The 24928-nt window shown below is 58.6% G+C and carries 21 protein-coding genes; 17 read left to right on the top strand and 4 right to left on the bottom strand.

Annotated features, from left to right (window positions below; all coding sequences use genetic code 11):
- Window positions 1–122 precede the first annotated feature (122 nt).
- Window positions 123–353, top strand: coding sequence for a hypothetical protein (locus KBY08_RS02145; RefSeq protein ID WP_024639899.1), 231 nt, complete (start codon window positions 123–125; stop codon window positions 351–353).
- Window positions 354–445: 92 nt separating this feature from the next.
- On the opposite strand, the gene KBY08_RS02140 is transcribed toward KBY08_RS02145, so the two are convergent.
- The 4 genes from KBY08_RS02140 to map all read right to left on the bottom strand — a co-directional run bounded on the left by KBY08_RS02140 (window position 446) and on the right by map (window position 6215).
- Window positions 446–1294, bottom strand: a complete 849-nt coding sequence (locus KBY08_RS02140; RefSeq protein WP_024641458.1) for a matrixin family metalloprotease — start codon at window positions 1292–1294, stop codon at window positions 446–448.
- A 131-nt stretch (window positions 1295–1425) separates the two neighbouring features.
- Window positions 1426–2619 carry a succinyldiaminopimelate transaminase gene (gene dapC / locus KBY08_RS02135; RefSeq protein WP_004406264.1) on the bottom strand — a complete coding sequence of 398 codons (1194 nt, stop codon included), beginning with the start codon at window positions 2617–2619 and terminating at the stop codon, window positions 1426–1428.
- 51 nt (window positions 2620–2670) lie between these two features.
- Window positions 2671–5367, bottom strand: coding sequence for a [protein-PII] uridylyltransferase (locus tag KBY08_RS02130; protein WP_058822131.1), 2697 nt, complete (start codon window positions 5365–5367; stop codon window positions 2671–2673).
- A gap of 65 nt (window positions 5368–5432) precedes the next feature.
- Complete coding sequence (map, locus tag KBY08_RS02125) at window positions 5433–6215, bottom strand: type I methionyl aminopeptidase (RefSeq protein ID WP_011266973.1); 783 nt, start codon at window positions 6213–6215, stop codon at window positions 5433–5435.
- 313 nt (window positions 6216–6528) lie between these two features.
- Between map and rpsB the strand changes: the two genes are divergently transcribed.
- The 16 genes from rpsB (at window position 6529) to dnaE (ending at window position 24868) form a co-directional block, all read left to right on the top strand.
- Window positions 6529–7272 (top strand): 30S ribosomal protein S2, encoded by a 744-nt coding sequence (gene rpsB / locus KBY08_RS02120; RefSeq protein ID WP_003314293.1) that lies wholly within the window; start codon window positions 6529–6531, stop codon window positions 7270–7272.
- A gap of 190 nt (window positions 7273–7462) precedes the next feature.
- The gene (gene tsf, locus KBY08_RS02115; protein ID WP_003415531.1) at window positions 7463–8326 is read left to right on the top strand and encodes a translation elongation factor Ts; all 864 of its coding nucleotides are present in this window, start codon (window positions 7463–7465) and stop codon (window positions 8324–8326) included.
- Between the two features lie 205 nt (window positions 8327–8531).
- Window positions 8532–9272 (top strand): UMP kinase, encoded by a 741-nt coding sequence (gene pyrH, locus KBY08_RS02110; protein WP_003339591.1) that lies wholly within the window; start codon window positions 8532–8534, stop codon window positions 9270–9272.
- Entirely contained in the window at window positions 9272–9829 is a 558-nt protein-coding gene (frr, locus tag KBY08_RS02105; protein ID WP_004657953.1) for a ribosome recycling factor, read from the top strand. The genes pyrH and frr overlap by 1 nt, the downstream gene beginning before the upstream one ends.
- Before the next feature lie 16 nt (window positions 9830–9845).
- On the top strand, window positions 9846–10601 hold the full coding sequence (gene uppS / locus KBY08_RS02100) for a polyprenyl diphosphate synthase (RefSeq protein WP_003314296.1): 756 nt from the start codon (window positions 9846–9848) through the stop codon (window positions 10599–10601).
- Window positions 10601–11416 (top strand): phosphatidate cytidylyltransferase, encoded by an 816-nt coding sequence (locus tag KBY08_RS02095; protein ID WP_003415535.1) that lies wholly within the window; start codon window positions 10601–10603, stop codon window positions 11414–11416. The genes uppS and KBY08_RS02095 overlap by 1 nt, the downstream gene beginning before the upstream one ends.
- A complete protein-coding gene (gene ispC, locus KBY08_RS02090; RefSeq protein WP_004406255.1) occupies window positions 11413–12603 on the top strand; it encodes a 1-deoxy-D-xylulose-5-phosphate reductoisomerase in 1191 nt (396 codons plus the stop codon). Before KBY08_RS02095 ends, ispC begins: the two co-directional genes overlap by 4 nt.
- Before the next feature lie 117 nt (window positions 12604–12720).
- On the top strand, window positions 12721–14073 hold the full coding sequence (rseP, locus tag KBY08_RS02085; protein WP_004406254.1) for a sigma E protease regulator RseP: 1353 nt from the start codon (window positions 12721–12723) through the stop codon (window positions 14071–14073).
- Between the two features lie 74 nt (window positions 14074–14147).
- Window positions 14148–16538 carry an outer membrane protein assembly factor BamA gene (bamA, locus tag KBY08_RS02080; protein ID WP_096135100.1) on the top strand — a complete coding sequence of 797 codons (2391 nt, stop codon included), beginning with the start codon at window positions 14148–14150 and terminating at the stop codon, window positions 16536–16538.
- Between the two features lie 45 nt (window positions 16539–16583).
- A complete protein-coding gene (locus tag KBY08_RS02075; RefSeq protein ID WP_003314303.1) occupies window positions 16584–17087 on the top strand; it encodes an OmpH family outer membrane protein in 504 nt (167 codons plus the stop codon).
- Window positions 17088–17089: 2 nt separating this feature from the next.
- On the top strand, window positions 17090–18145 hold the full coding sequence (lpxD, locus tag KBY08_RS02070) for a UDP-3-O-(3-hydroxymyristoyl)glucosamine N-acyltransferase (protein WP_111522028.1): 1056 nt from the start codon (window positions 17090–17092) through the stop codon (window positions 18143–18145).
- Between the two features lie 109 nt (window positions 18146–18254).
- Window positions 18255–18695, top strand: a complete 441-nt coding sequence (gene fabZ / locus KBY08_RS02065) for a 3-hydroxyacyl-ACP dehydratase FabZ (RefSeq protein WP_002554719.1) — start codon at window positions 18255–18257, stop codon at window positions 18693–18695.
- Window positions 18692–19468 carry an acyl-ACP--UDP-N-acetylglucosamine O-acyltransferase gene (gene lpxA / locus KBY08_RS02060; RefSeq protein WP_003314305.1) on the top strand — a complete coding sequence of 259 codons (777 nt, stop codon included), beginning with the start codon at window positions 18692–18694 and terminating at the stop codon, window positions 19466–19468. Before fabZ ends, lpxA begins: the two co-directional genes overlap by 4 nt.
- A 2-nt stretch (window positions 19469–19470) precedes the next feature.
- Window positions 19471–20613: a lipid-A-disaccharide synthase gene (gene lpxB, locus KBY08_RS02055; RefSeq protein ID WP_024651769.1), complete on the top strand. Its 1143-nt coding sequence runs from the start codon at window positions 19471–19473 to the stop codon at window positions 20611–20613.
- Between the two features lie 11 nt (window positions 20614–20624).
- On the top strand, window positions 20625–21278 hold the full coding sequence (rnhB, locus tag KBY08_RS02050; RefSeq protein WP_024639907.1) for a ribonuclease HII: 654 nt from the start codon (window positions 20625–20627) through the stop codon (window positions 21276–21278).
- A 68-nt stretch (window positions 21279–21346) separates the two neighbouring features.
- Window positions 21347–24868, top strand: a complete 3522-nt coding sequence (gene dnaE, locus KBY08_RS02045) for a DNA polymerase III subunit alpha (protein WP_024659884.1) — start codon at window positions 21347–21349, stop codon at window positions 24866–24868.
- Window positions 24869–24928 lie beyond the last annotated feature (60 nt).

Raw genomic sequence — 24928 nt, 5'->3', positions numbered from 1 at the left:
CGGTGACTGAACGAAAACTAGATAATAAGGCTAACCATCATTAAGAAAACTTCACCCGCTCATGCTTGAGTGGCTGGCCGCTGCGGGCAATTATTACCCTTCATTTGAAGTTTGGGTGCGTTATGTCTGAGCAAGAGAAGAAGCGTCAGGATGCGCTTGTCCGGCAACGTTATTACAGGGAGCGTCAACGTGCCGAGGGATTCAAGCAAAGTACCATCTGGATTCACGGTGAAGCCGAAGCTCAGGGCCGGCTGGCTGCCCGTGAAGGAAAGCCGTTGCTGCCCATGCAGTCTCATGACCCCGTCAGCTGGGCAGTCGGCTGGGTGGCTGAAAAGCTGCGGACCCGACAGTAGTCAGCACTTTTTCGGGCGGTCACGCCACACGTTGGGGACGTATGGCGCGCTGTTGATTGCCGCATGATCAACACGTGTCAGGACGCTCTCCGTCAGAGCGTTTCAAATTTCGAGTTGCCACGGTCCGCGTAGATAGCGCCCATCACGGCGATGTCATTGCTGCTGAGTGTCTTGCCCACATTGATGATCTCGAAGTCGCCGAGGGTCAGGCCGTTGGGGATATCGAAATGCATGACCGAATCACGGTCGTAAGCCGAGTGGTGGAAGTCTGCGGCCTCGTACCTGTCGAAAAAATTGGTATTGATCTCTTCGTCACTCAACCCGGTTTGCGAAAGCAGTGAGCGCAAGAGCGGCTCGTTCCAGGGGATGTTTGCCTGCGGATGCTGATGCTCGTGAACCGCGCCCAAGGCGTGCCCGAATTCATGCAGTACGATGCGCGTCAATTCCGGCATCGGCTTCAGGTCCGCCGTGTACAGCTCTTTGAGGTTGAACTCCATCGTAGCCTCATCAGGTCCGGCCAGCAGGGTATCGGTGCCTATGGCGCTCCAGTTCAGGTGTTCATTGAAGCCAATTCGGATATCACTCGCCCCGTCCGTCACGAACTCGAATTTCAGGTTTATGTGCGGCAGCCACTTGCGGGCGGCCTCGACGATGGGTGCTGTCAGGCTGGCAGGAGGATTCTTCAAAAAAAGAACTTTCAGGGTTCGCCCGCGAGCCCAGTATTTGCTGAACGAAACCAGCAGGCGCGCCTGGCGACCTGACTGGCTGGTGTCGGCGCCGGTTTCCGATGGGTAAGCAGGGGGGATCGGCGCGTTGGCGGGGTTTTCGCGAATCGCTGCATCATACGAAGCCTGGTGATTTCCAGCGCTGCGCATGCAGCAGGATGCGGGCAGTTTTACGCCTTGGGTAACAGCGGGTGCGGTCATGGGAGTGGCCTTCATGGTAGTTCGCTTCGTGTCTGGAAGCATTAAAAATGAAGGGTGAGGGTACGTTCACGCAGGGGGCGGGAGGTGGTAACTAATTACCCCGCCGCACATTGCATGCGGCGGGACGATTTTTTTGGATTCAGCTTTTACTTGCTCAGGAATGCGCGGATACGTTCGGCCGCTTCGATGCATTCGGCCAACGGGGCCACGAGCGCAAGACGCACCCGGCCTGCGCCAGGGTTAACGCCATCCACTTCGCGGGAAAGGTACGAGCCCGGTACTGCAGTGACGTGCTGATCGACGAACAGATCGCGGCAAAATGCAGCGTCATCGGTACCGACGTTCGGCCACAGGTAAAAGCCGCCGTCCGGGCGCTGAACGTCGAGCACCGGGGTCAGGATGTCGAGCACCGCAGCGAACTTTTCCCGGTACAGATCACGGTTGGCGCGTACGTGCTCCTCATCATTCCAGGCGGCGATGCTGGCCAGTTGAGTCTGAACCGGCATGGCGCAGCCGTGATAGGTGCGATACAGCAGGAAGGCCTTGAGGATCTGGGCGTCACCCGCCACAAAACCTGAGCGCAGGCCCGGCAGATTGGAGCGCTTGGACAGGCTGTGGAAGACCACGCAGCGTTTGAAATCCTCGCGGCCCAGCTCGACGCAGGCGCTGAGCAGGCCCGGCGGCGGGGTCTGCTCATCGAAGTACAGCTCGCTGTAGCACTCGTCCGCAGCAATGACAAAGTCATGTTCGTCGGCCAGGGCGATGAGCTTTTTCAGGGTTTCAACCGGAATCAGCGCCCCGGTCGGGTTGCCTGGTGAGCACAGAAAGAGGATCTGGCAACGCTTCCAGATGTCCGGGCTGACGGCATCGAAATCGGGATTGAACCCGTTATCGCTCAGGCAGGGCAGGTAGTGCGGTTGGGCTCCGGCCAGAAACGCGGCGCCTTCATAGATCTGGTAAAACGGATTCGGGCTGATCACCAGGCCGTCATCACTGCGATTGACTACGGTCTGGGTGAAGGCGAACAGCGCTTCGCGCGTGCCGTTGACCGGTAATACATTGCGCGCCGGATCGATCCAGCCCTGTGGCACGCCGAATCGACGGCTGCACCAGCCGGCAATGGCTTCGCGCAGCGCAGGAATACCCAGCGTGGTCGGGTAAACCGCCATCTGATCGAGGTTGTCTGCCAGTGCTTTGGCAACGAAATCGGGAGAGCGGTGCTTCGGTTCGCCGATGGACAGTGCTACCGGACGCTTTTCCGGGTTGGGTGTCACGCCGGCCAGCAAGGCGCGCAGCTTCTCGAAAGGGTAAGGCTGAAGCAGTTGCATGGCGTTATTCATGGAACGTGTTCCTCAATGAGCTGCGTTGAGTCGATTCGTATGGCCGAGTATTCATATGCTGATCCGCAAATCGTTGCCCGGCTCTGAGTTGACGCTCAGTTGCTTGACGATCGCATCCTGCAACTGGCGGCACAGTTGTGGATCGGACAGCGGGTGATTGTTGGCGTCGGTGATGAAGAACACGTCTTCCACGCGCTCGCCCAGCGTTGCAATCTTGGCGTTCTGCAGGGACAGGTCGAACTCCAGGAAGATCTTGCCGATGCGCGCCAGCAGGCCTGGACGGTCCGGTGCCAGCAACTCGAGTACCGTCACCGGACGCTGGGCGTCGTTATGAATGGTGACTTGCGGTGCGAAGGCAAAGTGCTTGAGCTGACGTGGCACGCGGCGCTTGATGATTGTCGGGTAATCATCCGGGTTGCGCAGGGCTTCGGTCAGGCCTTCGCGGATGTCCTGAATGCGCTCCGGGTTGTTGCCGATCGAACCGCCCTCATGGTCGAGGACGATGTAGGTGTCGAGTGTGAATTTGCTGCTGGAAGTAATAATGCGTGCGTCGTGAATGTTCAGGTTCAGCTGGTCCATCGCCGCCACGGTAACCGCGAAGAAGTCATGCTGATCCGGGGCGTAAATGAAGATCTGCGTGCCGCCCTCGAATTCACGCTGCGTGGTTTCCTTGATCAGCACCAGCGGACCGCCGTCGGCTGGTTGCTGCAGAATCGCATCGCTATGCCAGGCCACGTCGCCGGCGGTGTGGCGCAGGAAGTAATCATCGCCCAGTGCTGACCAGAGTTGCTCGACGTCATCAGGATCGGTGCCGTTGCGTACCAGAATATCCAGTGCGGCAGTCTGTGTGCGGCGAATCTGTTCTTCGCGGTCGACCGGGTTTTCCAGGCCGCGGCGCAAGGCCCGCTTGGTCTCGGTGTACAGCTGACGCAACAGGCTGGCGCGCCATGAGTTCCAGAGCGTCGGATTGGTCGCGTTGATGTCGGCGACGGTCAGCACATACAGATAATCCAGATGCACTTCGTCGCCCACGAACTGGGCAAAGTCGTGGATGACCTGCGGATCGGAAAGGTCCTTGCGCTGGGCGGTGGTCGACATCACCAGGTGGTTGCTCACCAGCCAGACAATAAGCCGGATGTCCCAGGCAGGCAGATGATGGCGCGCACCGAACGCCTGCGCATCGATGGCGCCCAGCTCCGAGTGATCACCGCCACGACCCTTGCCGATGTCGTGATAAAGCCCGGCCAGGTAAATCAGCTCCGGCTTGGGCAGGCGGCCCATGATCTTGCTGGCCAGCGGAAATTTCTCGGACACTTCGGTGTACTGCAGCTTGCGCAGGTGCTTGATCAGATTCAGCGTGTGCGCATCGACGGTATAAATGTGAAACAGGTCATGTTGCATCTGGCCGACGATATGGCCGAACTCCGGCAGGTACAGGCCGAGAATGCCGTAGCGGTTCATCCGCCGCAGGTTGCGGTGGATACCGATTTCGCACTTGAACAACTCGATGAACAGGCTGGTGTTACGAATATCGTTGCGGAAGTCATCGTTGATCAGGTGCCGATGTTCACGCAGCAAGCGAATGGTATCGGCACGTACACCCTTTATTTCCGGATGCTGGGCCATGAGCACGAAGATTTCGATCATGGCAAACGGGGTGCGCTTGAAGACGTTCGGGTGGGTGGCTTCTATATAGCCATCGTGCAGCTGAAAGCGTGAATTGATCGGCTGTGGTGTGCCGCTGTCGTCGGAAAGAATCACTTCTTCGAAATGCTGGATGATCAGATCGCTGAGTTCGGCGATGCTCATGACCACCCGGTAGTACTTCTGCATGAAGCGCTCTATGGCCAGCTTGGCATCATTGTCTTCATAGCCCAGCAACCCGGCGATGCGTACCTGATAATCGAACAGAAGCCGGTCCTCGGAGCGTCCGGCCAGCATGTGCAGCGCGTAACGCACTTTCCACAAAAACTCTTGGGAGGAGGCGAGCAGGGCGTTTTCGCTGCCCAGCAGGAAGCCTTCGCCTGCCAGTGCGTGCAGGTTCAGCGTGCCGTACTGACGCCGCGCGACCCAGAGGATGGTCTGAATATCGCGCAGGCCACCCGGAGAGCCCTTGACGTTGGGTTCCAGGTTGTATTCGGTGTCGTTGTACTTGTGGTGGCGTTTTTTCTGTTCCGCGTGTTTGGCGAGGAAAAACTCCTTGCTCGGCCACATATGCTCGGTGCTGGTGACCTCCAGCATGCGCTGGCGCAGGTGTTCGGGGCCGGCGATGGTGCGACTTTCCATCAGATTGGTGATCACGGTCAGGTCGGCGCGGCCTTCCTGTGCGCACTCGTTGACCGAGCGTACGCTTTGTCCGACTTCCAGGCCGATGTCCCACAGCAGGGTCAGAAACCGCTCGATAGGCTCGCGGAAAACTTCGTGGTCATCGCTGTCCAGCAGGATCAGCAGATCGATGTCCGAGTAAGGATGCAGCTCGCCGCGCCCGTAGCCACCCACTGCCAGAAGCGCGATATCGGCGTCTTCACTCCATTCGAACTGATCCCAGGCCTTTTGCAGGATGTTATCGACAAACCATGCCCGGTCCTCGATCAGTCGTCGAATGTCACGGCCCGACCTGAAGCGCTCATCAAGGACGTCTCTCGCTCGGCGGATGGCCTTCTTGAACGCAGCGATGGGGCTGGCTTTCAAGGCCAGTTCGGCCTGGAACTGGCCTCGATCGAACAAGTCTGGATCTACTTGCGGCATTGAGCAGTATTCCTCGTGTCGGGCTGTGCAAGTGACGGGCGGGCGTTCAGCCGGGCATGATCGGGTCAGGGAGCCTTTTGGGCAATGGTGTCATCGCTGCGCAAGGTGAAGATTTCGTAACCGTCAGCGGTCACCAGCAGCGTGTGCTCCCATTGCGCCGAGAGCTTGCGGTCCTTGGTGATCGCCGTCCAGCCATCGCCGAGAATCTTGGTTTCAGGGCGACCCTGGTTGATCATCGGTTCGATGGTGAAGGTCATGCCTTCCTGCAACTCGATACCGGTTCCGGCCTCGCCAAAGTGCATCACCTGCGGCTCTTCATGAAACACCTTGCCGATGCCATGGCCGCAGAACTCACGAACCACGGAGAAGCCGTTCTTTTCAGCGTGTTTCTGGATGACGGCACCGATGTCACCCAGGCGAGTGCCGGGTTTGACGATTTCGATGGCCTTGTACAGGCACTCCTGAGTTACCTTCGACAGGCGCTCGGCCCATACCGGAACGGTGCCGACATGGAACATCCTGCTGGTGTCGCCATGGTAGCCGTCCTTGATGACGGTAACGTCGATGTTCAGCGAGTCACCGTCCTTCAGCTTCTTGTCGCTCGGGATACCGTGGCAGACCACCTGGTTGATCGAGGTGCAGATCGATTTGGGAAAGCCCTTGTAGTTCAGCGGGGCCGGGATCGCCTTCTGTTCGTTGACAATATAGTCATGGCAAAGGCGGTCCAGCTCTTCGGTGGTCACACCGGGCTTGACGTACGGCGCTATCATTTCCAGAACATCGGCGGCCAGGCGACCGGCGATGCGCATCTTCTCGATGTCTTCCGGGGTTTTGAGGGTGATGGTCATACGAATTCTCTCGGCGTGGCAGGCACGCGGTGGGTGCGCAAAGGCGCAATTCTATCAGACCACCGGTGCCGGGTAATCATCGCTTCCTTCTATAGGCCGTCCATGCAACTGCAAAGTCACCGCAAAACAAGCACTTGATGGGAGTTCCGTTCTCTTCCCTTTTATGATATAAAATGCGCCGCTTTCCAAGGTCCGTCCTTGAAGCACAAACCCACACACGTGTCGACACGATGACCTGGGTGCCCTTGGCAGATGCCATTGGTTGGTCATTGGGATACGTGGAGGCCTAACCCGACTTATCAAGGAACTATTTATGTCCCAAGTCAATATGCGCGATATGCTGAAGGCTGGTTGCCACTTCGGTCACCAGACCCGTTACTGGAATCCGAAAATGGGTAAATACATTTTCGGCGCGCGTAACAAGATTCACATCATCAACCTTGAAAAAACCCTGCCTATGTTCAACGAAGCGCTGACTTTCGTTGAGCGCCTGGCTTCGGGCAAAAACAAGATTCTGTTCGTCGGCACCAAGCGTTCCGCTGGCAAGATCGTTGCTGAAGAAGCAGCACGTTGCGGTTCGCCGTACGTCGACCATCGCTGGTTGGGCGGCATGCTGACCAACTTCAAGACCATCCGTCAGTCGATCAAGCGTCTGCGCGAGCTGGAAGTACAGGCTGAAGACGGTACTTTCGCCAAGCTGACCAAGAAAGAAGCCCTGATGCGTACCCGTGATCTGGAAAAACTGGATCGCAGCCTGGGTGGTATCAAGGACATGGGCGGTCTGCCGGACGCTCTGTTCGTTATCGACGTTGATCACGAGCGCATCGCGATCACCGAAGCCAACAAGCTGGGCATCCCGGTTATCGGCGTCGTCGATACCAACAGCAGCCCGGAAGGCGTTGACTACATCATCCCTGGCAACGATGACGCAATCCGCGCCATCCAGCTGTACATGGGTTCGATGGCTGATGCTGTTATCCGTGGTCGTAACAATGTTGCTGGCGGCACCGACGTCTTTGTCGAAGAAGCTCCAGCTGCAGCTGCTGTAGAAGGCTGAGTACAAACGCCTGGCGTTTACTCAGTACGCGAAAAGGGGGCTTAGCCCCCTTTTTGCCACCTAGGAAATGATTTGTCGGTCTGTAGCCATGACCTTGCTGTCATGTGTTGCTGCCACCCTGATTTTTCAAGAATTGCACGCCCGGCCTGTCGGGTGGAATGGTTGAAGACCTATCCAAGAGGATTTTGAAATGGCAGAGATTACTGCAGCGTTGGTCAAAGAACTGCGCGAGCGTACCGGCGAAGGCATGATGGATTGCAAAAAGGCCTTGACCAAGGCTGGCGGCGACATCGAAAAAGCAATCGACGACATGCGTGCTTCCGGCGCCATCAAGGCCGCCAAGAAAGCAGGCAACGTGGCTGCTGAAGGCGCTATCGCCATCAAGGACGACGGCAAGGCTGCTGTCATCATCGAAGTCAACTCGCAGACCGACTTCCTGGCCCTGCAGGACGACTTCAAGGCTTTCGTTGCTGCAAGCGTCGAAAAAGCCTTCGCTGACAAGCTGACTGATGTCGCTCCGTTGATCGAAGCTCAGGAAGCTGCACGTCTGGTACTGGTCGGCAAGGTTGGCGAAAACGTCAACATCCGTCGCTTGAAGCGTATCGAAGGTGACGTCGTAGGTACTTACCTGCACGGCAACAAGATCGGCGTGGTTGTTACCCTTAAAGGTGGCGATGTCGAGCTGGCCAAGGATATCGCCATGCACGTCGCGGCAAGCAACCCCGAGTTCCTGTTCCCTTCGGAAGTTTCTGCCGAAGCGATCGAGCGCGAGAAGAATGTCTTCCTGCAACTGAACGAAGACAAGATCAAAGGCAAGCCAGCTGAAATCGTTGAAAAAATGGTTGGCGGTCGTATCACCAAGTTCCTGGCAGAAGCCAGTCTGGTCGAGCAAGCCTTCGTCAAGAACCCGGAAGTCAAGGTCGGTGATCTGGCCAAGAAAGCCGGCGCTGAAATCGTTTCCTTCACCTACTTCAAAGTAGGCGACGGCATCGAGAAGCCAGTTGATAACTTCGCTGACGAAGTGGCTGCTCAACTGGCTGCCGCCAAGCAGTAAGACGGTTTTTCAACTGTCGCCCCAAAGAGGCTGCCCGCTCACGCGTGCGGCCTCTTTGTCGAAAGGGAAAAGGAAATTTTCCTTGGAGATTGTGCTCACAAGGCTGCATTCTCCCGACGCGCGCAAAGCGTCAAGCTAAAGTAAGCGCAGGCTTGAAATAGCCCGCACAGATTTTTTTCAGAAAACGCCGCAGGAGAGATTCGCAATGGCTCAGCAGGGCAGTGGTTATCAGGCTCGCTATAAACGCATTCTACTCAAGCTTAGCGGTGAGGCCCTCATGGGCTCGGAAGAGTTCGGCATCGACCCGAAGGTGCTGGATCGCATGGCGCTGGAAGTCGGCCAGCTGGTCGGTATCGGCGTTCAGGTCGGTCTGGTGATTGGCGGCGGCAACCTGTTCCGTGGCGCGGCCTTGAGTGCTGCGGGCATGGATCGGGTGACAGGCGATCACATGGGCATGCTGGCCACTGTGATGAACGCCCTGGCAATGCGCGATGCGCTGGAGCGCGCTAATATCACTGCCATCGTGATGTCGGCCATTTCCATGGTGGGTGTGACCGATCATTATGATCGCCGTAAGGCCATGCGCCATCTCAGCGCCAAGGAAGTGGTGATTTTTGCCGCCGGCACCGGTAATCCGTTCTTTACCACCGATTCGGCTGCCTGCCTGCGCGCGATCGAGATCGACGCCGATGTAGTGCTCAAGGCCACCAAGGTGGATGGTGTGTACACCGCAGATCCGTTCAAGGACCCGAATGCCGAGAAGTTCGATCATCTGACCTACGATGAAGTGCTGGATCGCAAGCTGGGTGTGATGGATCTGACCGCAATCTGCCTGTGTCGCGATCACAAGATGCCATTGCGCGTCTTCAACATGAACAAGCCGGGTGCCCTTCTGAATATCGTCCATGGTGGCGCTGAAGGGACCCTGATCGAGGAAGCACAATAATGATCAACGAAATCAAGAAAGATGCTCAGACCCGTATGCAGAAGAGTCTGGAGTCGCTGACCCATGCCTTCACCCGTATCCGTACCGGCAAGGCGCATCCGAGCATCCTGGGCGGTGTGATGGTTCCTTACTACGGCGCCGATACCCCGCTGAGCCAGGTGGCCAACGTGACCGTCAAGGACTCGCGTACCCTTCAGGTCGTGGCGTTCGAGCGCAACATGCTGGCGGCTGTCGACAAGGCCATCCAGAGCTCCGGTCTGGGCTTCAATCCGACCAACCTGGGTGAGTTGCTGCTGATCTCCATGCCGGCGCTGACCGAAGAAACCCGCAAGGGCTTCACCAAGCAGGCGCGCGATGCTGCAGAAGATGCCCGTGTGGCCGTCCGTAACATCCGCCGTGACGCCTTGAGCCAGTTGAAAGACCTGGTCAAGGAGAAGGAAATCAGCGAAGACGAAGAGCGCCGTGCGGCTGACGACGTACAGAAGCTGACTGACAAGTTCGTGGCGGAAATCGAAGTTGCGGTCAAGCAGAAAGAAGCCGATCTGATGGCTGTTTAAGGTTTCGGACGCTTTCATGGAAAAGATAAAACCGGCCGTGCCGTCTTCGGTGCCGCGCCATGTCGCGATTATCATGGATGGTAATAATCGCTGGGCCAAGAAGCGCCTGCTGCCAGGCGTTGCAGGCCATAAGGCCGGCGTCGATGCCGTGCGGGCCGTTATCGAGGTCTGCGCCGAAGCGCGGGTCGAAGTGCTGACACTGTTCGCGTTCTCCAGTGAAAACTGGCAGCGCCCGGCCGAAGAGGTGGGTGCGTTGATGGAGCTGTTTTTCACGGCGCTGCGCCGTGAAACCAAGCGCCTGAACGAAAACGAGATCAGCCTGCGAATTATCGGCGACCGCTCACGCTTTCATCCTGAGCTTCAGGCTGCCATGCGCGAGGCGGAAGTGCGCACCTCCGGCAACAGCCGTTTCGTGCTGCAGATCGCTGCCAACTACGGTGGGCAGTGGGACATCGCGCAGGCTGCCCAGCGGCTGGCGCGTGAGGTTCAGGCCGGGCACTTGCAGCCGGAGGACATTACTCCCCAGTTGTTGCAGACCTGCCTGGCCACCGGCGACCTGCCGTTGCCGGATCTGTGCATCCGCACCGGCGGCGAACACCGCATCAGCAATTTTCTGCTTTGGCAGCTGGCCTACGCCGAGCTGTACTTCTCCGACCTGTTCTGGCCGGACTTCAAACACGATGCCATGCGCGCCGCGCTGGCAGATTTCGCTTCTCGCCAACGTCGCTTCGGTAAAACCAGCGAACAGGTAGAAGCTGGAGCCCGGGCTTAATGCTGAAACAACGGATCATCACGGCACTCATTCTGTTGCCGATCGCCTTGTGCGGGTTTTTCCTGCTGACCGGCATGTACTTCGCCCTGTTCATCGGGGTGGTCGTCGTTCTGGGTGCCTGGGAATGGGCGCGGCTCGCAGGTTTTGCCGCGCAGTCGATGCGTATCGGCTATGCGGCTGTGGTCGCTGTTCTGCTTTTCCTCATGTACCTGCTGCCAGGGCTGGAGCCCTGGGTGCTGGTTGCTGCCGTCATCTGGTGGGGTGTGGCGACCTTTCTGGTCCTTACCTATCCGGACTCCAGCAGTCACTGGGCAAGTGCAGCGTGCAAGCTGGTCATCGGCCTTCTGATTCTGCTGCCTGCATGGCAGGGTCTGGTCCTGATCAAGCAGTGGCCACTGGGTAACTGGCTGATTCTGTCGGTGATGGTGCTGGTCTGGGCCGCCGACATCGGCGCTTATTTTTCCGGCAAGGCTTTTGGCAAGCGCAAGCTGGCGCCCAAGGTGAGCCCTGGCAAGAGCTGGGAGGGCGTATATGGCGGTCTGGTGGTCAGTCTGGGCATCACCGCAGCAGTAGGTTTTTCCCGCGACTGGACGGTTGCGCAGTTCATCGCGGCGCTCTTTGGTGCGGCGGTGATCGTATTCATCTCGGTGATTGGCGACCTGACCGAAAGCATGTTCAAGCGCCAGTCCGGGGTCAAGGACAGCAGCAATCTGCTGCCTGGACACGGCGGAGTACTGGACCGCATCGACAGCCTGACGGCGGCCATTCCGGTATTTGCCGTTCTGCTCTGGGCCGCTGACTGGGGTGTCATGTGAGTGGTCCGCAACAAATCACCATTCTGGGCGCAACCGGTTCCATAGGGCTGAGCACTCTGGATGTGGTCGCCCGTCATCCAGCGCTTTATCAAGTGTTCGCGCTCACCGGTTACAGTCGTCTGGATGAATTGCTGGCCTTGTGCATCAGGCACACACCGCAGTACGCCGTAGTGCCGGATCAGGTGGTCGCTCGCAAACTGCAGGACGACCTGGCAGCGGCCGGGCTCGATACCCGGGTGCTGGTCGGCGAGGGCGGTCTGTGCGAAGTGGCCGCAGACCCTCGGGTCGATGCAGTCATGGCCGCCATTGTCGGGGCTGCCGGCTTGCGCCCGACCTTGGCTGCGGTAGAGGCGGGCAAGAAAGTATTGCTGGCCAACAAGGAAGCGCTGGTCATGTCCGGCGCCCTGTTCATGCAGGCTGTTCGGCAAAATGGCGCTGTGCTGTTGCCCATAGACAGCGAGCACAATGCGATCTTCCAGTGCCTGCCCGGCGATTTCGCTCGCGGGCTGGGTGCCGTTGGCGTCCGGCGGATCATGTTGACTGCCTCGGGCGGGCCGTTTCGCGAAACGCCGCTGGAGCAGTTGCAGAATGTCACGCCGGAGCAGGCCTGTGCCCATCCGGTCTGGTCGATGGGGCGCAAGATCTCCGTCGATTCGGCAACCATGATGAACAAGGGGCTTGAGCTGATCGAAGCCTGCTGGCTGTTCGATGCGCGGCCGGATCAGGTCGAGGTGGTCATTCACCCGCAAAGCGTGATTCACTCGCTGGTCGATTATGTCGATGGCTCGGTGCTGGCTCAATTGGGCAATCCCGACATGCGTACGCCCATCGCCAATGCATTGGCATGGCCTGCGCGTGTAGACTCTGGCGTTGCGCCACTGGACCTGTTTCGTATCGGTCAGCTTGATTTTCAGGCGCCGGACGAGGAGCGATTCCCTTGCCTGCGGCTGGCCCGACAGGCGGCAGAGGCTGGAGGCAGTGCACCTGCCATGCTCAACGCGGCCAATGAAGTGGCCGTCGCGGCATTCCTCGATGGGCGTATCCGCTACCTGGAAATCGCCGGTATTATCGAAGAGGTTCTGGATCATGAGCCTGTCACCGCGGTCGAAGGGCTCGAAGCGGTGTTCGCCGCCGATGCAAAAGCGCGTTTGCTGGCGGGCCAATGGCTTGAAAGACACGGGCGATAGCGATCTGACAACCCGTCAGGATGTGAGTGAAAGGGTTGATGTGGTGCGTCAACGGCGGGCCTGGAGGCCTGCAATGATTAACACACTGGCCGACCAGTCGGTACCCGGAGAAGGCTGATGAGCGCTTTATACATGATTCTCGGCACCCTGATTGCTCTGGGTGTGCTGGTGACCTTCCACGAATTCGGCCACTTCTGGGTGGCGCGCCGCTGTGGCGTCAAGGTGCTGCGTTTCTCGGTAGGCTTCGGCACGCCTCTGCTGCGCTGGCATGACCGGCAGGGCACCGAGTACGTCGTCGCTGCCATTCCTCTGGGCGGCTATGTGAAGATGCTCGACGAGCGCGAAGGCAATGTTCCGCCCGAACTCGCTGACCAGTCGTTCAACCGCAAGACAGTAGGGCAGCGCATCGCGATCGTGATTGCCGGCCCGACTGCCAATTTCATCCTGGCCATCGCATTTTTCTGGGTGCTGGCGATGATGGGCAGCGAGCAGGTGCGCCCCGTTATCGGCGCAGTCGAGTCCGGAAGCATCGCCCAGCAGGCTGGCCTGACGGCCGGACAGGAAATCGTTGCTGTCGATGGCGAGCCTACTTCGGGTTGGGCCGGGGTCAATCTGCAACTGGTCCGCCGTCTGGGTGAAAGCGGTACCATCGCGTTGAAAGTCAGGGACCAGGGTTCTACGGTCGACACGTCTCGTCAGTTGGTACTGAGTGACTGGCTGAGAGGCGCAGAAGAGCCTGATCCGATCAAGTCGCTGGGTATTCGCCCGTGGCGTCCGGCGCTGTTGCCGGTGCTGGCGGAAATCGATCCGAAAGGTCCGGCGCAGAGCGCAGGGCTCAAAACGGGTGATCGTCTCGTTGCGATGGACGGTCAGCCGCTCGATGAGTGGCAACAGGTTGTCGATCGGGTCCGCGAGCGTCCCGAAGCGAAGATTTCGCTGCGCATCGAGCGCGACGGGGTGCAAATGGACGTGCCGGTGACCCTGGCGGCCAAGGGCGAGGGCAAGGCTGCCGCGGGTTACCTGGGGGCTGGTGTGAAAGCTGTCGATTGGCCACCGGAAATGCTGCGCGAGGTCAGCTACGGGCCTTTCGCGGCGATGGCCGAGGGTGTGAAGCGCACCTGGAACATGAGTGTGCTGACCCTGGACTCGCTGAAGAAAATGTTGTTCGGCGAGCTCTCGGTAAAAAACTTGAGTGGACCGATAACCATTGCTAAAGTGGCGGGCGCTTCGGCCCAGTCGGGCATCGGAGATTTTCTGAACTTCCTCGCTTATCTGAGTATTAGCCTGGGTGTTCTGAATCTGCTGCCCATTCCCGTCCTGGACGGGGGGCATTTGCTGTTTTATCTGATCGAGTGGGCGCGTGGTCGTCCCCTTTCGGAAAAGGTTCAAGGTTGGGGGGCGCAGATCGGTATCAGTCTGGTAGTGGGCGTAATGTTGCTCGCGCTGGTCAACGATCTGGGCCGACTGTAAAGCGTTGCCGAGTTGCGAATCTGCCGCATTTTGCGGCAGTTTGTTTATTGCCAGTTGGAATAAGAAAGGACTTCATGAAACGTCTGCTGCTAACTGCGGTTCTTTCCGCACTGATGATCGCTGAAGTTCACGCCGAGTCCTTCACCATCTCCGATATCCGTGTCAACGGCCTGCAGCGGGTTTCCGCCGGCAGTGTCTTTGGCGCACTGCCGCTGAACGTAGGCGAGCAGGCGGACGATGGTCGTTTGGTCGATGCTACCCGTTCGCTGTTTAAAACCGGTTTCTTTCAAGATATCCAGCTGGGTCGCGACGGCAACGTGCTCGTCATCAACGTCGTCGAGCGCCCTTCGGTTGCGAGTATCGAAATCGAGGGTAACAAGGCCATTTCCACCGAGGACCTGATGAAGGGGCTGAAACAGTCCGGTCTGGCCGAAGGTGAGATTTTCCAGCGTGCCACCCTCGAAGGCGTGCGTAACGAGCTGCAACGTCAATACGTTGCCCAGGGCCGTTACTCTGCCGAGGTTGACGCCGAGGTTGTTCCTCAGCCGCGCAACCGCGTAGGCCTGAAGATCAACATCAATGAAGGCACCGTAGCCTCCATTCAGCACATCAACGTGGTGGGTAACAAGGTCTTCTCCGACGAAGACCTGACCGACCTGTTCGAGCTCAAGACCAGCAACTGGCTGTCGTTCTTCAAGAATGACGACAAGTACGCCCGTGAAAAGCTGTCGGGTGACCTTGAGCGCCTGCGTTCGTACTACCTCGATCGCGGCTATATCAACATGGATATCGCCTCGACCCAGGTGTCGATCACGCCCGACAAGAAGAACGTGTACATCACCGTCAACATCAATGAAGGCGAGAAGTACAGCGTCAAGTCGGTCAAGCTCAGCGGTGACCTGAAGGTCCCTGAAGATCAGGTCAAATCCCTGTTGCTGGTGCAGCCGGGCCAGGTGTTCTCGCGCAAGGTCATGACCACGACGTCCGAACTGATCACCCGCCGTCTGGGTAACGAAGGCTATACCTTCGCCAACGTCAACGGCGTGCCGACACCGAACAACGAAGACCACACGGTCGATATCACCTTCGTCGTCGACCCGGGCAAGCGTGCCTACGTCAACCGTATCAACTACCGCGGCAACACCAAGTCGGAAGACGAAGTGCTGCGTCGCGAAATGCGCCAGATGGAAGGCGGCTGGGCATCGACCTACCTGATCGACCAGTCGAAAACCCGTCTGGACCGTCTGGGCTTCTTCAAGGAAGTCAACGTCGAAACGCCACCTGTTCCTGGCACCGACGATCAGGTCGATGTGAACTACGCCGTTGAAGAGCAGGCGTCCGGTTCGATCACCGCCAGCGTCGGCTTTGCGCAAAGCGCCGGTCTGATCCTTGGTGGTTCGATCAGCCAGAACAACTTCCTGGGTACCGGTAACAAGGTCAGCATCGGCCTGACCCGCAGCGAATACCAGAGCCGTTACAACTTCAGCTACGTCGATCCGTACTACACGCCGGACGGTGTCAGCCTGGGTTACAGCGCGTTCTATCGCACCACCAACTACGATGACCTCGACGTTGATGTTGCAAGCTATGCGGTTGACAGCCTGGGTGCCGGTATCAACCTTGGCTACCCGATCAGCGAGACTTCGCGCCTGACCTACGGTCTGACCGTGCAGCAGGACGAAATCAAGACCGGCAAGTACACCGTTGACGAGATTTTCGACTTCGTCGAGAAGGAAGGCGACAAGTACCTGAACTTCAAGGGCTCGGTTGGCTGGTCTGAATCGACTCTGAACAAGGGTGTTCTGGCGACCCGTGGTCACTCGCAAAGTCTGGTGTTCGAATCCACCTTGCCGGGTAGCGACCTGTCGTTCTTCAAGCTGGATTACCGTGCTCAGTACTTCCACCCGATCACTGATAACTACACTCTGCGCCTGCACACCGAGCTGGGTTATGGCGACGGCTATGGTTCGACCTCGGGTCTGCCGTTCTACGAGAACTACTACGCCGGTGGCTTCAACTCGGTACGTGGCTTCAAGGACAGCACCCTTGGTCCGCGCAGTACGCCAAGCCGCGGAGAGGGCAATCCAGGTGGCAAGCCTGGAACGATAGCCGATCCGGACCAGGATCCACTGCCGTTCGGTGGCAACGCTCTGGTTCAGGGTGGCGTAGAAGTCATGTTCCCGCTGCCATTCGTCAAGGATCAGCGCTCGCTGCGTACGTCTGTTTTCTGGGACGTGGGTAACGTGTTCGACACCAATTGTGACTCGAAAAAGACCACTGCCAGCAACAAGACCGTAGAGTGCAACAACATCGACCTTTCCGGCATGGCCAGCTCTGTGGGTATCGGCGTCACCTGGATCACAGCACTCGGCCCGTTGAGCTTCGCGCTGGCGATGCCGATCAAGAAGCCGGACGACGAAGCCGAAACTCAGGTTTTCCAATTCTCCCTGGGTCAGACCTTCTAAGCGTCTGATCTTTGATAACGCAACGAATTTTGTAGGAGTTGTATTGTGCGTAAGTTGACTCAACTGGTAATGCTGGCCACCGTACTGGTCGCCAGCCCTGCATTCGCCGACATGAAAATTGCGGTACTTAACTATCAGATGGCCCTGCTGGAATCGGACGCTGCCAAGCGTTACGCAGTGGACGCCGAGAAGAAGTTCGGCCCGCAACTGACCAAGCTGAAAAGCCTGGAAAGCAGCGCCAAGGGTATTCAGGATCGTCTGGTCAGCGGTGGCGACAAGATGGCTCAGCCTGAGCGCGAGCGTCTGGAGCTTGAGTTCAAGCAAAAGGCTCGTGATTTCCAGTTCCAGTCCAAGGAGCTGAACGAAGCCAAGGCCGTTGCTGACCGTGAAATGCTCAAGCAGTTGAAGCCCAAGCTGGATCAGGCTGTAGAAGAAGTCATCAAGAAAGGTGGTTTCGACCTGGTCTTCGAGCGAGGTGCGGTGATCGACGTCAAGCCACAGTATGACGTGACTCGCCAGGTCATCGAGCGCATGAACCAGCTGAAGTAACCATGAGCATAACCATCAAGCTCGGCCAGTTGGCCGAGTTCCTTGGTGCCACGTTACGTGGCGACAAGGACAAGGACATCACCGGGCTGGCCTCTTTACAAGAGGCCGGCCCTGGTCAAATCAGTTTCCTGGCAAAATCCAAATACCGTCAATTCCTGGCCGATGCCCAGGCTGCTGCCGTGCTGCTCAAGCCCGCAGATGCCGACAGCTACGCCGGGGATGCGCTATTGGTCCCGGATCCTTATCTGGCTTATGCCCGCATTTCGCATTTGTTCGACCCCAAGCCCAAAAGCGTAGCCGGCGTTCATCCGACGGCAGTGATTGCCGAGGATGCATTCATTGATCCTGCTGCCAGCGTTGGCGCTTTTGCTGTGATCGAGAGCGGTGTGCGCATTGCAGCAGGTGTCACCATCGGTGCTCACTGCTTCATCGGCGCTCGTTGTGAAATCGGTGAAGGCGGCTGGCTGGCACCGCGTGTGACGCTTTATCACGATGTGCGCATCGGCAAGCGTGTGGTGATTCAGTCGGGTGCAGTGTTGGGCGGCGAAGGCTTCGGCTTTGCCAGCGAGAAGGGTGTCTGGCAGAAAATCGCACAAATCGGTGGCGTCACCCTGGGTGACGACGTCGAGATCGGCGTCAATACGGCGATCGATCGCGGTGCACTGGCTGACACACGCATCGGCAATGGCGTGAAACTGGATAACCAGATTCAGATTGCTCATAACGTTCAGATTGGCGACCACACGGCGATGGCTGCGTGTGTCGGCATTTCCGGAAGCACCAAAATCGGCAAGCATTGCATGCTGGCTGGAGGTGTCGGTCTGGTGGGGCATATCGAGATTTGTGATGGCGTTTTCATCACCGGCATGACGATGGTGACGCATTCCATCACCGAGCCGGGTTCGTACTCGTCCGGTACGGCCATGCAGCCGGCCGCCGAGTGGCGCAAGAGTGCAGCTCGTCTGCGCAAAATCGATGATATGGCGCGACGTCTGCAAAAGCTTGAAAAGGCCATAGAGACGGTGACCTGCGCTGATAATCGCTCATCTGATGGCTGATACCTTTTTAATATCAAGCGTGCTCAGTCGATAAACTGCCTCCTTGATGTAGAGGGGTGCTGCGCAGTCGCGACGCACTCCTAATCTTTACTACAGGCTTCCCCTCGAAATGATGGACATCAAAGAAATTCGCGAATACCTGCCTCATCGTTACCCGTTCCTGCTGGTGGATCGCGTGACCGAGCTGGATATCGAGAACAAGAACATTCGCGCCTACAAGAATGTCAGCGTCAATGAGCCTTTTTTCAACGGTCACTTCCCTGAGCATCCCATCATGCCGGGCGTGCTGATCATCGAAGCGATGGCACAGGCTGCCGGTATCCTCGCGTTCAAGATGCTCGATTCCAAGCCGTCGGACGGTACGCTCTATTATTTCGTCGGTTCGGACAAACTGCGTTTCCGTCAGCCGGTTCTGCCGGGCGACCAACTGGTTCTCGAGGCGAAATTCCTGAGCAGCAAGCGTCAGATCTGGAAGTTCGAATGCAAGGCTACCGTTGATGGCAAGGCAGTCTGCTCTGCCGAAATCATTTGTGCGGAACGCAAACTATGAGTTTGATTGACCCTCGCGCAATCATCGATCCGACGGCCGTTCTGGCCGACAATGTTGAGGTCGGCCCCTGGTCGATCATCGGACCCGGTGTGGAAATTGGCGAGGGTACAGTCGTCGGTCCTCACGTTGTCCTCAAGGGGCCAACCAGAATCGGCAAGCACAACCGCATCTACCAGTTTTCATCGGTGGGTGAGGACACGCCTGATCTGAAATACAAGGGCGAGGAAACCCGTCTTGTCATCGGCGATCACAACGTGATCCGCGAAGGCGTGACCATTCACCGCGGGACCGTCCAGGACCGTGCCGAAACCACGCTGGGCGATCACAACCTGATCATGGCCTATGCCCATATCGGGCATGACAGCGTGATCGGCAACCACGTGATTCTGGTCAACAACACCGCCCTGGCAGGTCACGTGCACGTGGATGACTGGGCGATCCTGTCCGGCTTTACCCTGGTCCATCAGTTCTGCCACATCGGTGCGCACAGCTTCTCCGGCATGGGCACTGCGATCGGCAAGGATGTACCGGCGTTCGTCACGGTCTTTGGCAACCCGGCCGAGGCGCGCAGCATGAACTTCGAGGGCATGCGCCGCCGCGGTTTCTCCGAAGAAGCCATTCATGCGCTGCGCAGAGCCTACAAGACAGTTTATCGCCAGGGGCTGACCATCGGTCAGGCGCTGGCCGATCTGGCAGAGCCTGCGGCGCAGTTTCCTGAAGTGGCCGTATTTCTTCAGTCCATTCAGACGTCGACCCGCGGCATCATTCGCTAACCATGACCAGTCCACTCTGTATCGCTCTGGTCGCGGGTGAAGCATCCGGCGATATCCTCGGATCCGGTCTGATGCGTGCCCTCAAGGTGCGCCATCCCGATATCCGCTTCATTGGTGTCGGCGGTCCGTTGATGGAAGCCGAAGGCATGCAGTCCTCCTTCCCGATGGAGCGCCTGTCGGTGATGGGGCTGGTTGAAGTGCTCGGGCGACTGCGCGAGCTGCTGGCCCGGCGCAAGCTGTTGGTCCAGACCCTGATCAATGAAAAGCCGGACGTCTTCATCGGCATTGACGCGCCTGACTTTACGCTCAATATCGAACTTCAGCTACGTCGCGCCGGGATCAAGACTGTGCACTATGTCAGCCCGTCGGTCTGGGCCTGGCGTCAGAAGCGTGTGCTGAAGATTCGTGAAGGCTGTGACCTGATGCTGACCCTGTTGCCATTCGAAGCGCGTTTCTACGAAGAGCAGGGCGTGCCGGTGCGTTTTGTCGGTCATCCGCTGGCAGACACCATCCCTCTGGAGTCTGATCGTGCAGGTGCTCGCGCAGGCCTGGGATTGGCGCAGGAGACGCCGGTTGTCGCGCTGATGCCGGGCAGCCGGGGCGGTGAAGTGGGGCGTCTGGGCGGGTTGTTTTTCGACACGGCCGAGCGGCTGCTTGCCCGGCGCCCAGAGCTGCGCTTCGTACTGCCCTGCGCCAGCCCGCAGCGACGGGCTCAGGTGGAGCAGTTGCTGCAGGGGCGTGATCTGCCCGTCACGCTGCTCGACGGCCAGTCGCATGTTGCTCTGGCCGCGTGCGATGCGGTACTGATCGCCTCCGGCACCGCGACCCTGGAGGCGCTGCTTTACAAGCGCCCCATGGTAGTTGCCTATCGCCTGGCGCCGCTGACCTTCTGGATACTCAAGCGAATGGTCAAAAGCCCTTACGTGTCGCTGCCGAACCTGCTGGCCCAGCGTCTGCTGGTGCCTGAGCTGCTGCAGGACGACGCTACGCCAGAAGCCCTGGCGCGTACGCTGCTGCCATTGATCGACGACGGTCGCGAGCAGACCGCCGGTTTTGATGCCATTCACCGGATCCTGCGCCGCGATGCGTCCAATCAGGCCGCCGATGCGGTATTGAGCCTGCTCGGACGGTCGCCTTCACTGTGAGGTCGCCCATGATGCAAACAGGTCTGGATTTTACCCTCGTCGAGGACCTGGTGGCGGGTGTTGATGAAGTGGGTCGCGGCCCGCTGTGCGGTGCCGTGGTAACCGCCGCCGTCATTCTCGACCCGACCAGGCCCATTCTCGGTCTCAATGATTCGAAGAAACTGACCGAAGCCAGGCGCGAAAAGCTCTACGTCGAAATTCAGGAGAAAGCCCTGTGCTGGTTCATTGCCAGGGCTGAAGTCGAAGAGATCGACCAGCTGAATATCCTCCACGCCACGATGCTGGCCATGCAGCGCGCCGTTGAGGGGTTGAGTATCACGCCCAGACTGGCGCTTATCGACGGCAACCGCTGCCCGCAGTTGTCGGTGCCCTCGGCGCCGGTGGTAAAGGGTGACTCCAAGGTGCCTGCCATCGCTGCCGCCTCGATTCTTGCCAAGGTGAGTCGGGATCGGGAAATGGCAGCGTTCGAACTCATCTATCCGGGTTATGGCATCGGTGGGCACAAGGGTTATCCTACCCCGGTGCATCTGGAAGCACTGGCCCGGCTCGGGCCGACGCCCATTCATCGGCGTTCCTTCGCTCCGGTGCGTGCAGCCCATGAAGCGCGCGCAACGATAATGATGGGCGGCTCGATTTCGCCTTCAGTCGGGTTGCTGCAGGACTGACGTTTCACTCCGGGCCAGCTACAATCCTGCCCTTCGTTTTTTGTATTTTCGCGTTTTATAGGATCACCATGCCGGCTTCTTTCGTTCATCTACGCCTGCACACCGAATATTCGCTGGTTGACGGTCTGGTCCGGGTCAAACCGTTGATCAAGGCGCTGACCGGCATGAACATGCCCGCCGTGGCGGTGACCGACCAGAACAACATGTGCTCGCTGGTCAAGTTCTACAAGGCCGCCCAGGGCTCCGGCATCAAGCCGATCTGCGGTGTCGACCTGTGGCTGGCGGGCAGGGACGAAGATGCCGCGCTCAGCCGCATCAGCCTGCTGGCCATGAATGCCCAGGGCTACCGCAACCTGACCGAGTTGATTTCCCGAGGCTTTATCGAAGGCCAGCGCAACGGTCAGATCGTCATTCAGCGTCAGTGGGTCGCGCAGGCCAGTGAAGGCGTGATTGCGCTTTCTGCGGCCAAGGAAGGCGAGATCGGCATGGCCTTGCTCGGCGGCAATCCGGGGGAGGCTGACGAACTGCTGCGCGAGTGGCTGGAAGTCTTTCCTGACCGCTTCTATATCGAAGTGCAGCGCACCAACCGCGCCAATGACGAAGAACATCTGCACGCTGCTGTGGCCCTGGCCGAGCGTCACGGTGCACCGCTGGTGGCGACCAACGATGTGCGCTTCGTCAAACAGGCCGATTTCGAAGCTCACGAAACCCGTGTGTGCATCGGTGAAGGGCGTGCGCTGGACGACCCGCGTCGCTCGCACAACTACAGCGATCAGCAATACCTGAAAAGTCCGGAAGAAATGGCCGAACTGTTCAGCGATCTGCCGGAGGCGCTGGAAAACACCGTCGAGATTGCCAAGCGCTGCAACATCGACGTCAAGCTGGGCACGCACTTCTTGCCCAACTTCCCGATTCCCGATGGCATGACCATTGATGAGTATTTCCGTAAGGTCTCCTTCGACGGCCTCGAAGAGCGTCTTGCAGTCCTGTTGCCCAAGGACACGACCGAAGATTACGAAGCCAAGCGTCAGGTGTATGTCGACCGGCTGAATTTCGAGCTGGATATCATTATCCAGATGGGCTTCCCCGGTTACTTCCTGATCGTGATGGACTTCATCCAGTGGGCCAAGAGCAACGGCGTACCGGTGGGGCCGGGTCGTGGTTCGGGTGCCGGGTCGCTGGTTGCCTATGTGCAGAAGATCACCGACCTCGACCCGCTGGAATATGACCTGCTGTTCGAACGCTTCCTGAACCCGGAACGGGTTTCCATGCCTGACTTCGACGTCGACTTCTGCATGGATGGTCGTGACCGGGTGATCGAATATGTGGCCGAGAAGTACGGTCGCAACGCGGTCAGCCAGATCATCACCTTCGGTTCCATGGCCGCCAAGGCGGTGGTGCGTGACGTGGCGCGGGTGCAGGGCAAGTCTTACGGGCTGGCTGATCGTCTGTCGAAGATGATCCCGTTCGAGGTCGGCATGACCCTCGAAAAAGCCTACGAGCAGGAAGAGATTCTTCGCGATTTCCTCAAGGTCGATGAGGAAGCTGCAGAAATCTGGGAGATGGCGCTCAAGCTCGAAGGCATTGTACGTAACGTCGGCAAGCACGCCGGCGGTGTGGTTATTGCCCCGACCAAGCTGACCGACTTCTCGCCGATCTATTGCGACGAGGCCGGTGACGGTCTGGTGACCCAGTTCGACAAGGACGATGTCGAGGCTGCGGGGCTGGTGAAGTTCGACTTCCTCGGTCTGCGTACCCTGACCATCATCGACTGGGCACTCAAGACCATCAACCGCGACCGCGCCAAGGTCAACGAAGAACCGCTGGACATCGCGTTCATTCCGCTCGATGACATGCCGACCTATCAGTTGCTGCAGCGCGCCGAGACCACGGCAGTGTTCCAGCTCGAGTCGCGCGGTATGAAAGAGCTGATCAAAAAGCTCAAGCCCGACTGTCTGGAAGACCTGATCGCACTGGTGGCACTGTTCCGTCCCGGCCCTTTGCAATCGGGCATGGTCGACGACTTCATCAACCGTAAACACGGTCGCGCCGAGCTGTCCTATCCGCACGTCGATTACCAGTACGAAGGCCTCAAGCCGGTACTGGCACCGACCTACGGCATCATCCTGTATCAGGAACAGGTGATGCAGATCGCCCAGGTCATGGCCGGTTACACCCTTGGCGGTGCGGACATGCTGCGTCGTGCCATGGGTAAGAAAAAGCCCGAGGAAATGGCCAAGCAGCGCGGTGGTTTCATCGATGGCTGCAAGACCAATAACATCGACCCGGACCTGGCCGGTAACATCTTCGACCTGGTGGAAAAGTTCGCCGGTTACGGTTTCAACAAGTCCCACTCCGCGGCCTACGGGCTGGTGTCGTACCAGACTGCCTGGCTGAAGACTCACTACCCGGCGCCGTTCATGGCGGCGGTATTGTCGGCGGATATGCACAACACCGACAAGGTCGTGACCTTGATCGAAGAAGTGCGCACGATGAAGCTGCGCCTCGATGCGCCGGACGTGAACACCTCGGAGTTCAAGTTCACGGTAAGCGACGATGGCCGCATTCTTTATGGCCTCGGTGCGATCAAGGGGGTAGGCGAGGGGCCGGTCGAGGCGATTACCGACGCGCGCCAGAACGGGCCGTTCAAGGACCTTTTCGATTTCTGCGCCCGCGTCGACCTCAAGCGGGTCAACAAGCGAACCCTGGATGGGCTGATTCGCAGCGGTGCGCTGGATCGCCTCGGGCCGTACTTCGAACTGGAGCCCAAGGCCTATCAGGCCAATATCGACCGTAACCGTTCGGTGCTGCTTGCCGCACTGGAAGAAGCCATTCAGGCAGCAGAGCAGACGGCGCGCAGTCGCGACAGTGGTCACTCGGACCTGTTCGGCGGCCTGTTCGTCGAAGCGGATGCCGATGTCTACGCCAACCATCGCAAGACCCGCGAGCTGAGCCTCAAGGATCGTCTGCGTGGCGAGAAGGAAACCCTGGGGCTGTACCTGACCGGGCATCCGATCGATGAATATGAAGGCGAGATCCGCCGGTTCGCCCGGCAACGGATCATCGATCTCAAGCCGGCAAGAGACACTCAGACGGTGGCAGGTCTGATCATTGCCCTGCGCGTCATGAAGAACAAGAAGGGCGACAAGATGGGGTTCATTACCCTGGACGATCGCTCGGCGCGCATCGAGGCGTCGCTGTTTGCCGAAGCGTTCCATTCGGCTCAGTCACTGTTGCAGACCGATGCTATGGTGGTGGTCGAGGGCGAAGTCAGTAATGATGACTTCTCCGGCGGGCTGCGCCTGCGCGCCAAGCGTGTCATGAGTATCGAGGATGCCCGCACCAATCTGGCCGAGAGCCTGCGTGTGACGGTGCGTGCCGAAGCGCTCAAGGGCGACCGGCTGCGCTGGCTGGGCGATCTGTGCAAGCGCCATCGCGGTGCCTGTCCGATCACGGTGGACTACACGGGGCAGGACGCCCGTGCATTGCTGCAATTGGGAGAAGCATGGCGGATTGATCCTGCGGACAGCTTGATTCAAGCTCTGCGTGACCAGTTCGGACGTGAGAACGTCTTTCTCCAGTATCGTTGAACGCCGCAGGCTCGACTTGCGCTCAACCCTGAATTTTAATTTCGACCTGAACGCGCCGGT

Source organism: Pseudomonas sp. P135, from assembly GCF_020312125.1.
In the GTDB taxonomy this organism is placed as follows: Bacteria; Pseudomonadota; Gammaproteobacteria; order Pseudomonadales; family Pseudomonadaceae; genus Aquipseudomonas; species Aquipseudomonas fragariae.
This window is presented reverse-complemented; position numbering and strand designations above follow the sequence as displayed.

What these genes read in the sequence shown, in the direction of transcription:
- KBY08_RS02145 (WP_024639899.1), top strand. Translation starts at nt 123, where the DNA reads ATGTCTGAGCAAGAGAAGAAGCGTCAGGATGCGCTTGTCCGGCAACGT.
- rseP (WP_004406254.1), top strand. Translation starts at nt 12,721, where the DNA reads ATGAGCGCTTTATACATGATTCTCGGCACCCTGATTGCTCTGGGTGTG.
- lpxB (WP_024651769.1), top strand. Translation starts at nt 19,471, where the DNA reads ATGACCAGTCCACTCTGTATCGCTCTGGTCGCGGGTGAAGCATCCGGC.
- frr (WP_004657953.1), top strand. Translation starts at nt 9,272, where the DNA reads ATGATCAACGAAATCAAGAAAGATGCTCAGACCCGTATGCAGAAGAGT.
- lpxD (WP_111522028.1), top strand. Translation starts at nt 17,090, where the DNA reads ATGAGCATAACCATCAAGCTCGGCCAGTTGGCCGAGTTCCTTGGTGCC.
- fabZ (WP_002554719.1), top strand. Translation starts at nt 18,255, where the DNA reads ATGATGGACATCAAAGAAATTCGCGAATACCTGCCTCATCGTTACCCG.
- dapC (WP_004406264.1), bottom strand. Translation starts at nt 2,619, where the DNA reads ATGAATAACGCCATGCAACTGCTTCAGCCTTACCCTTTCGAGAAGCTG.
- pyrH (WP_003339591.1), top strand. Translation starts at nt 8,532, where the DNA reads ATGGCTCAGCAGGGCAGTGGTTATCAGGCTCGCTATAAACGCATTCTA.
- KBY08_RS02140 (WP_024641458.1), bottom strand. Translation starts at nt 1,294, where the DNA reads ATGAAGGCCACTCCCATGACCGCACCCGCTGTTACCCAAGGCGTAAAA.
- map (WP_011266973.1), bottom strand. Translation starts at nt 6,215, where the DNA reads ATGACCATCACCCTCAAAACCCCGGAAGACATCGAGAAGATGCGCATC.
- lpxA (WP_003314305.1), top strand. Translation starts at nt 18,692, where the DNA reads ATGAGTTTGATTGACCCTCGCGCAATCATCGATCCGACGGCCGTTCTG.
- rpsB (WP_003314293.1), top strand. Translation starts at nt 6,529, where the DNA reads ATGTCCCAAGTCAATATGCGCGATATGCTGAAGGCTGGTTGCCACTTC.
- bamA (WP_096135100.1), top strand. Translation starts at nt 14,148, where the DNA reads ATGAAACGTCTGCTGCTAACTGCGGTTCTTTCCGCACTGATGATCGCT.
- uppS (WP_003314296.1), top strand. Translation starts at nt 9,846, where the DNA reads ATGGAAAAGATAAAACCGGCCGTGCCGTCTTCGGTGCCGCGCCATGTC.
- rnhB (WP_024639907.1), top strand. Translation starts at nt 20,625, where the DNA reads ATGCAAACAGGTCTGGATTTTACCCTCGTCGAGGACCTGGTGGCGGGT.
- KBY08_RS02095 (WP_003415535.1), top strand. Translation starts at nt 10,601, where the DNA reads ATGCTGAAACAACGGATCATCACGGCACTCATTCTGTTGCCGATCGCC.
- dnaE (WP_024659884.1), top strand. Translation starts at nt 21,347, where the DNA reads ATGCCGGCTTCTTTCGTTCATCTACGCCTGCACACCGAATATTCGCTG.
- KBY08_RS02130 (WP_058822131.1), bottom strand. Translation starts at nt 5,367, where the DNA reads ATGCCGCAAGTAGATCCAGACTTGTTCGATCGAGGCCAGTTCCAGGCC.
- tsf (WP_003415531.1), top strand. Translation starts at nt 7,463, where the DNA reads ATGGCAGAGATTACTGCAGCGTTGGTCAAAGAACTGCGCGAGCGTACC.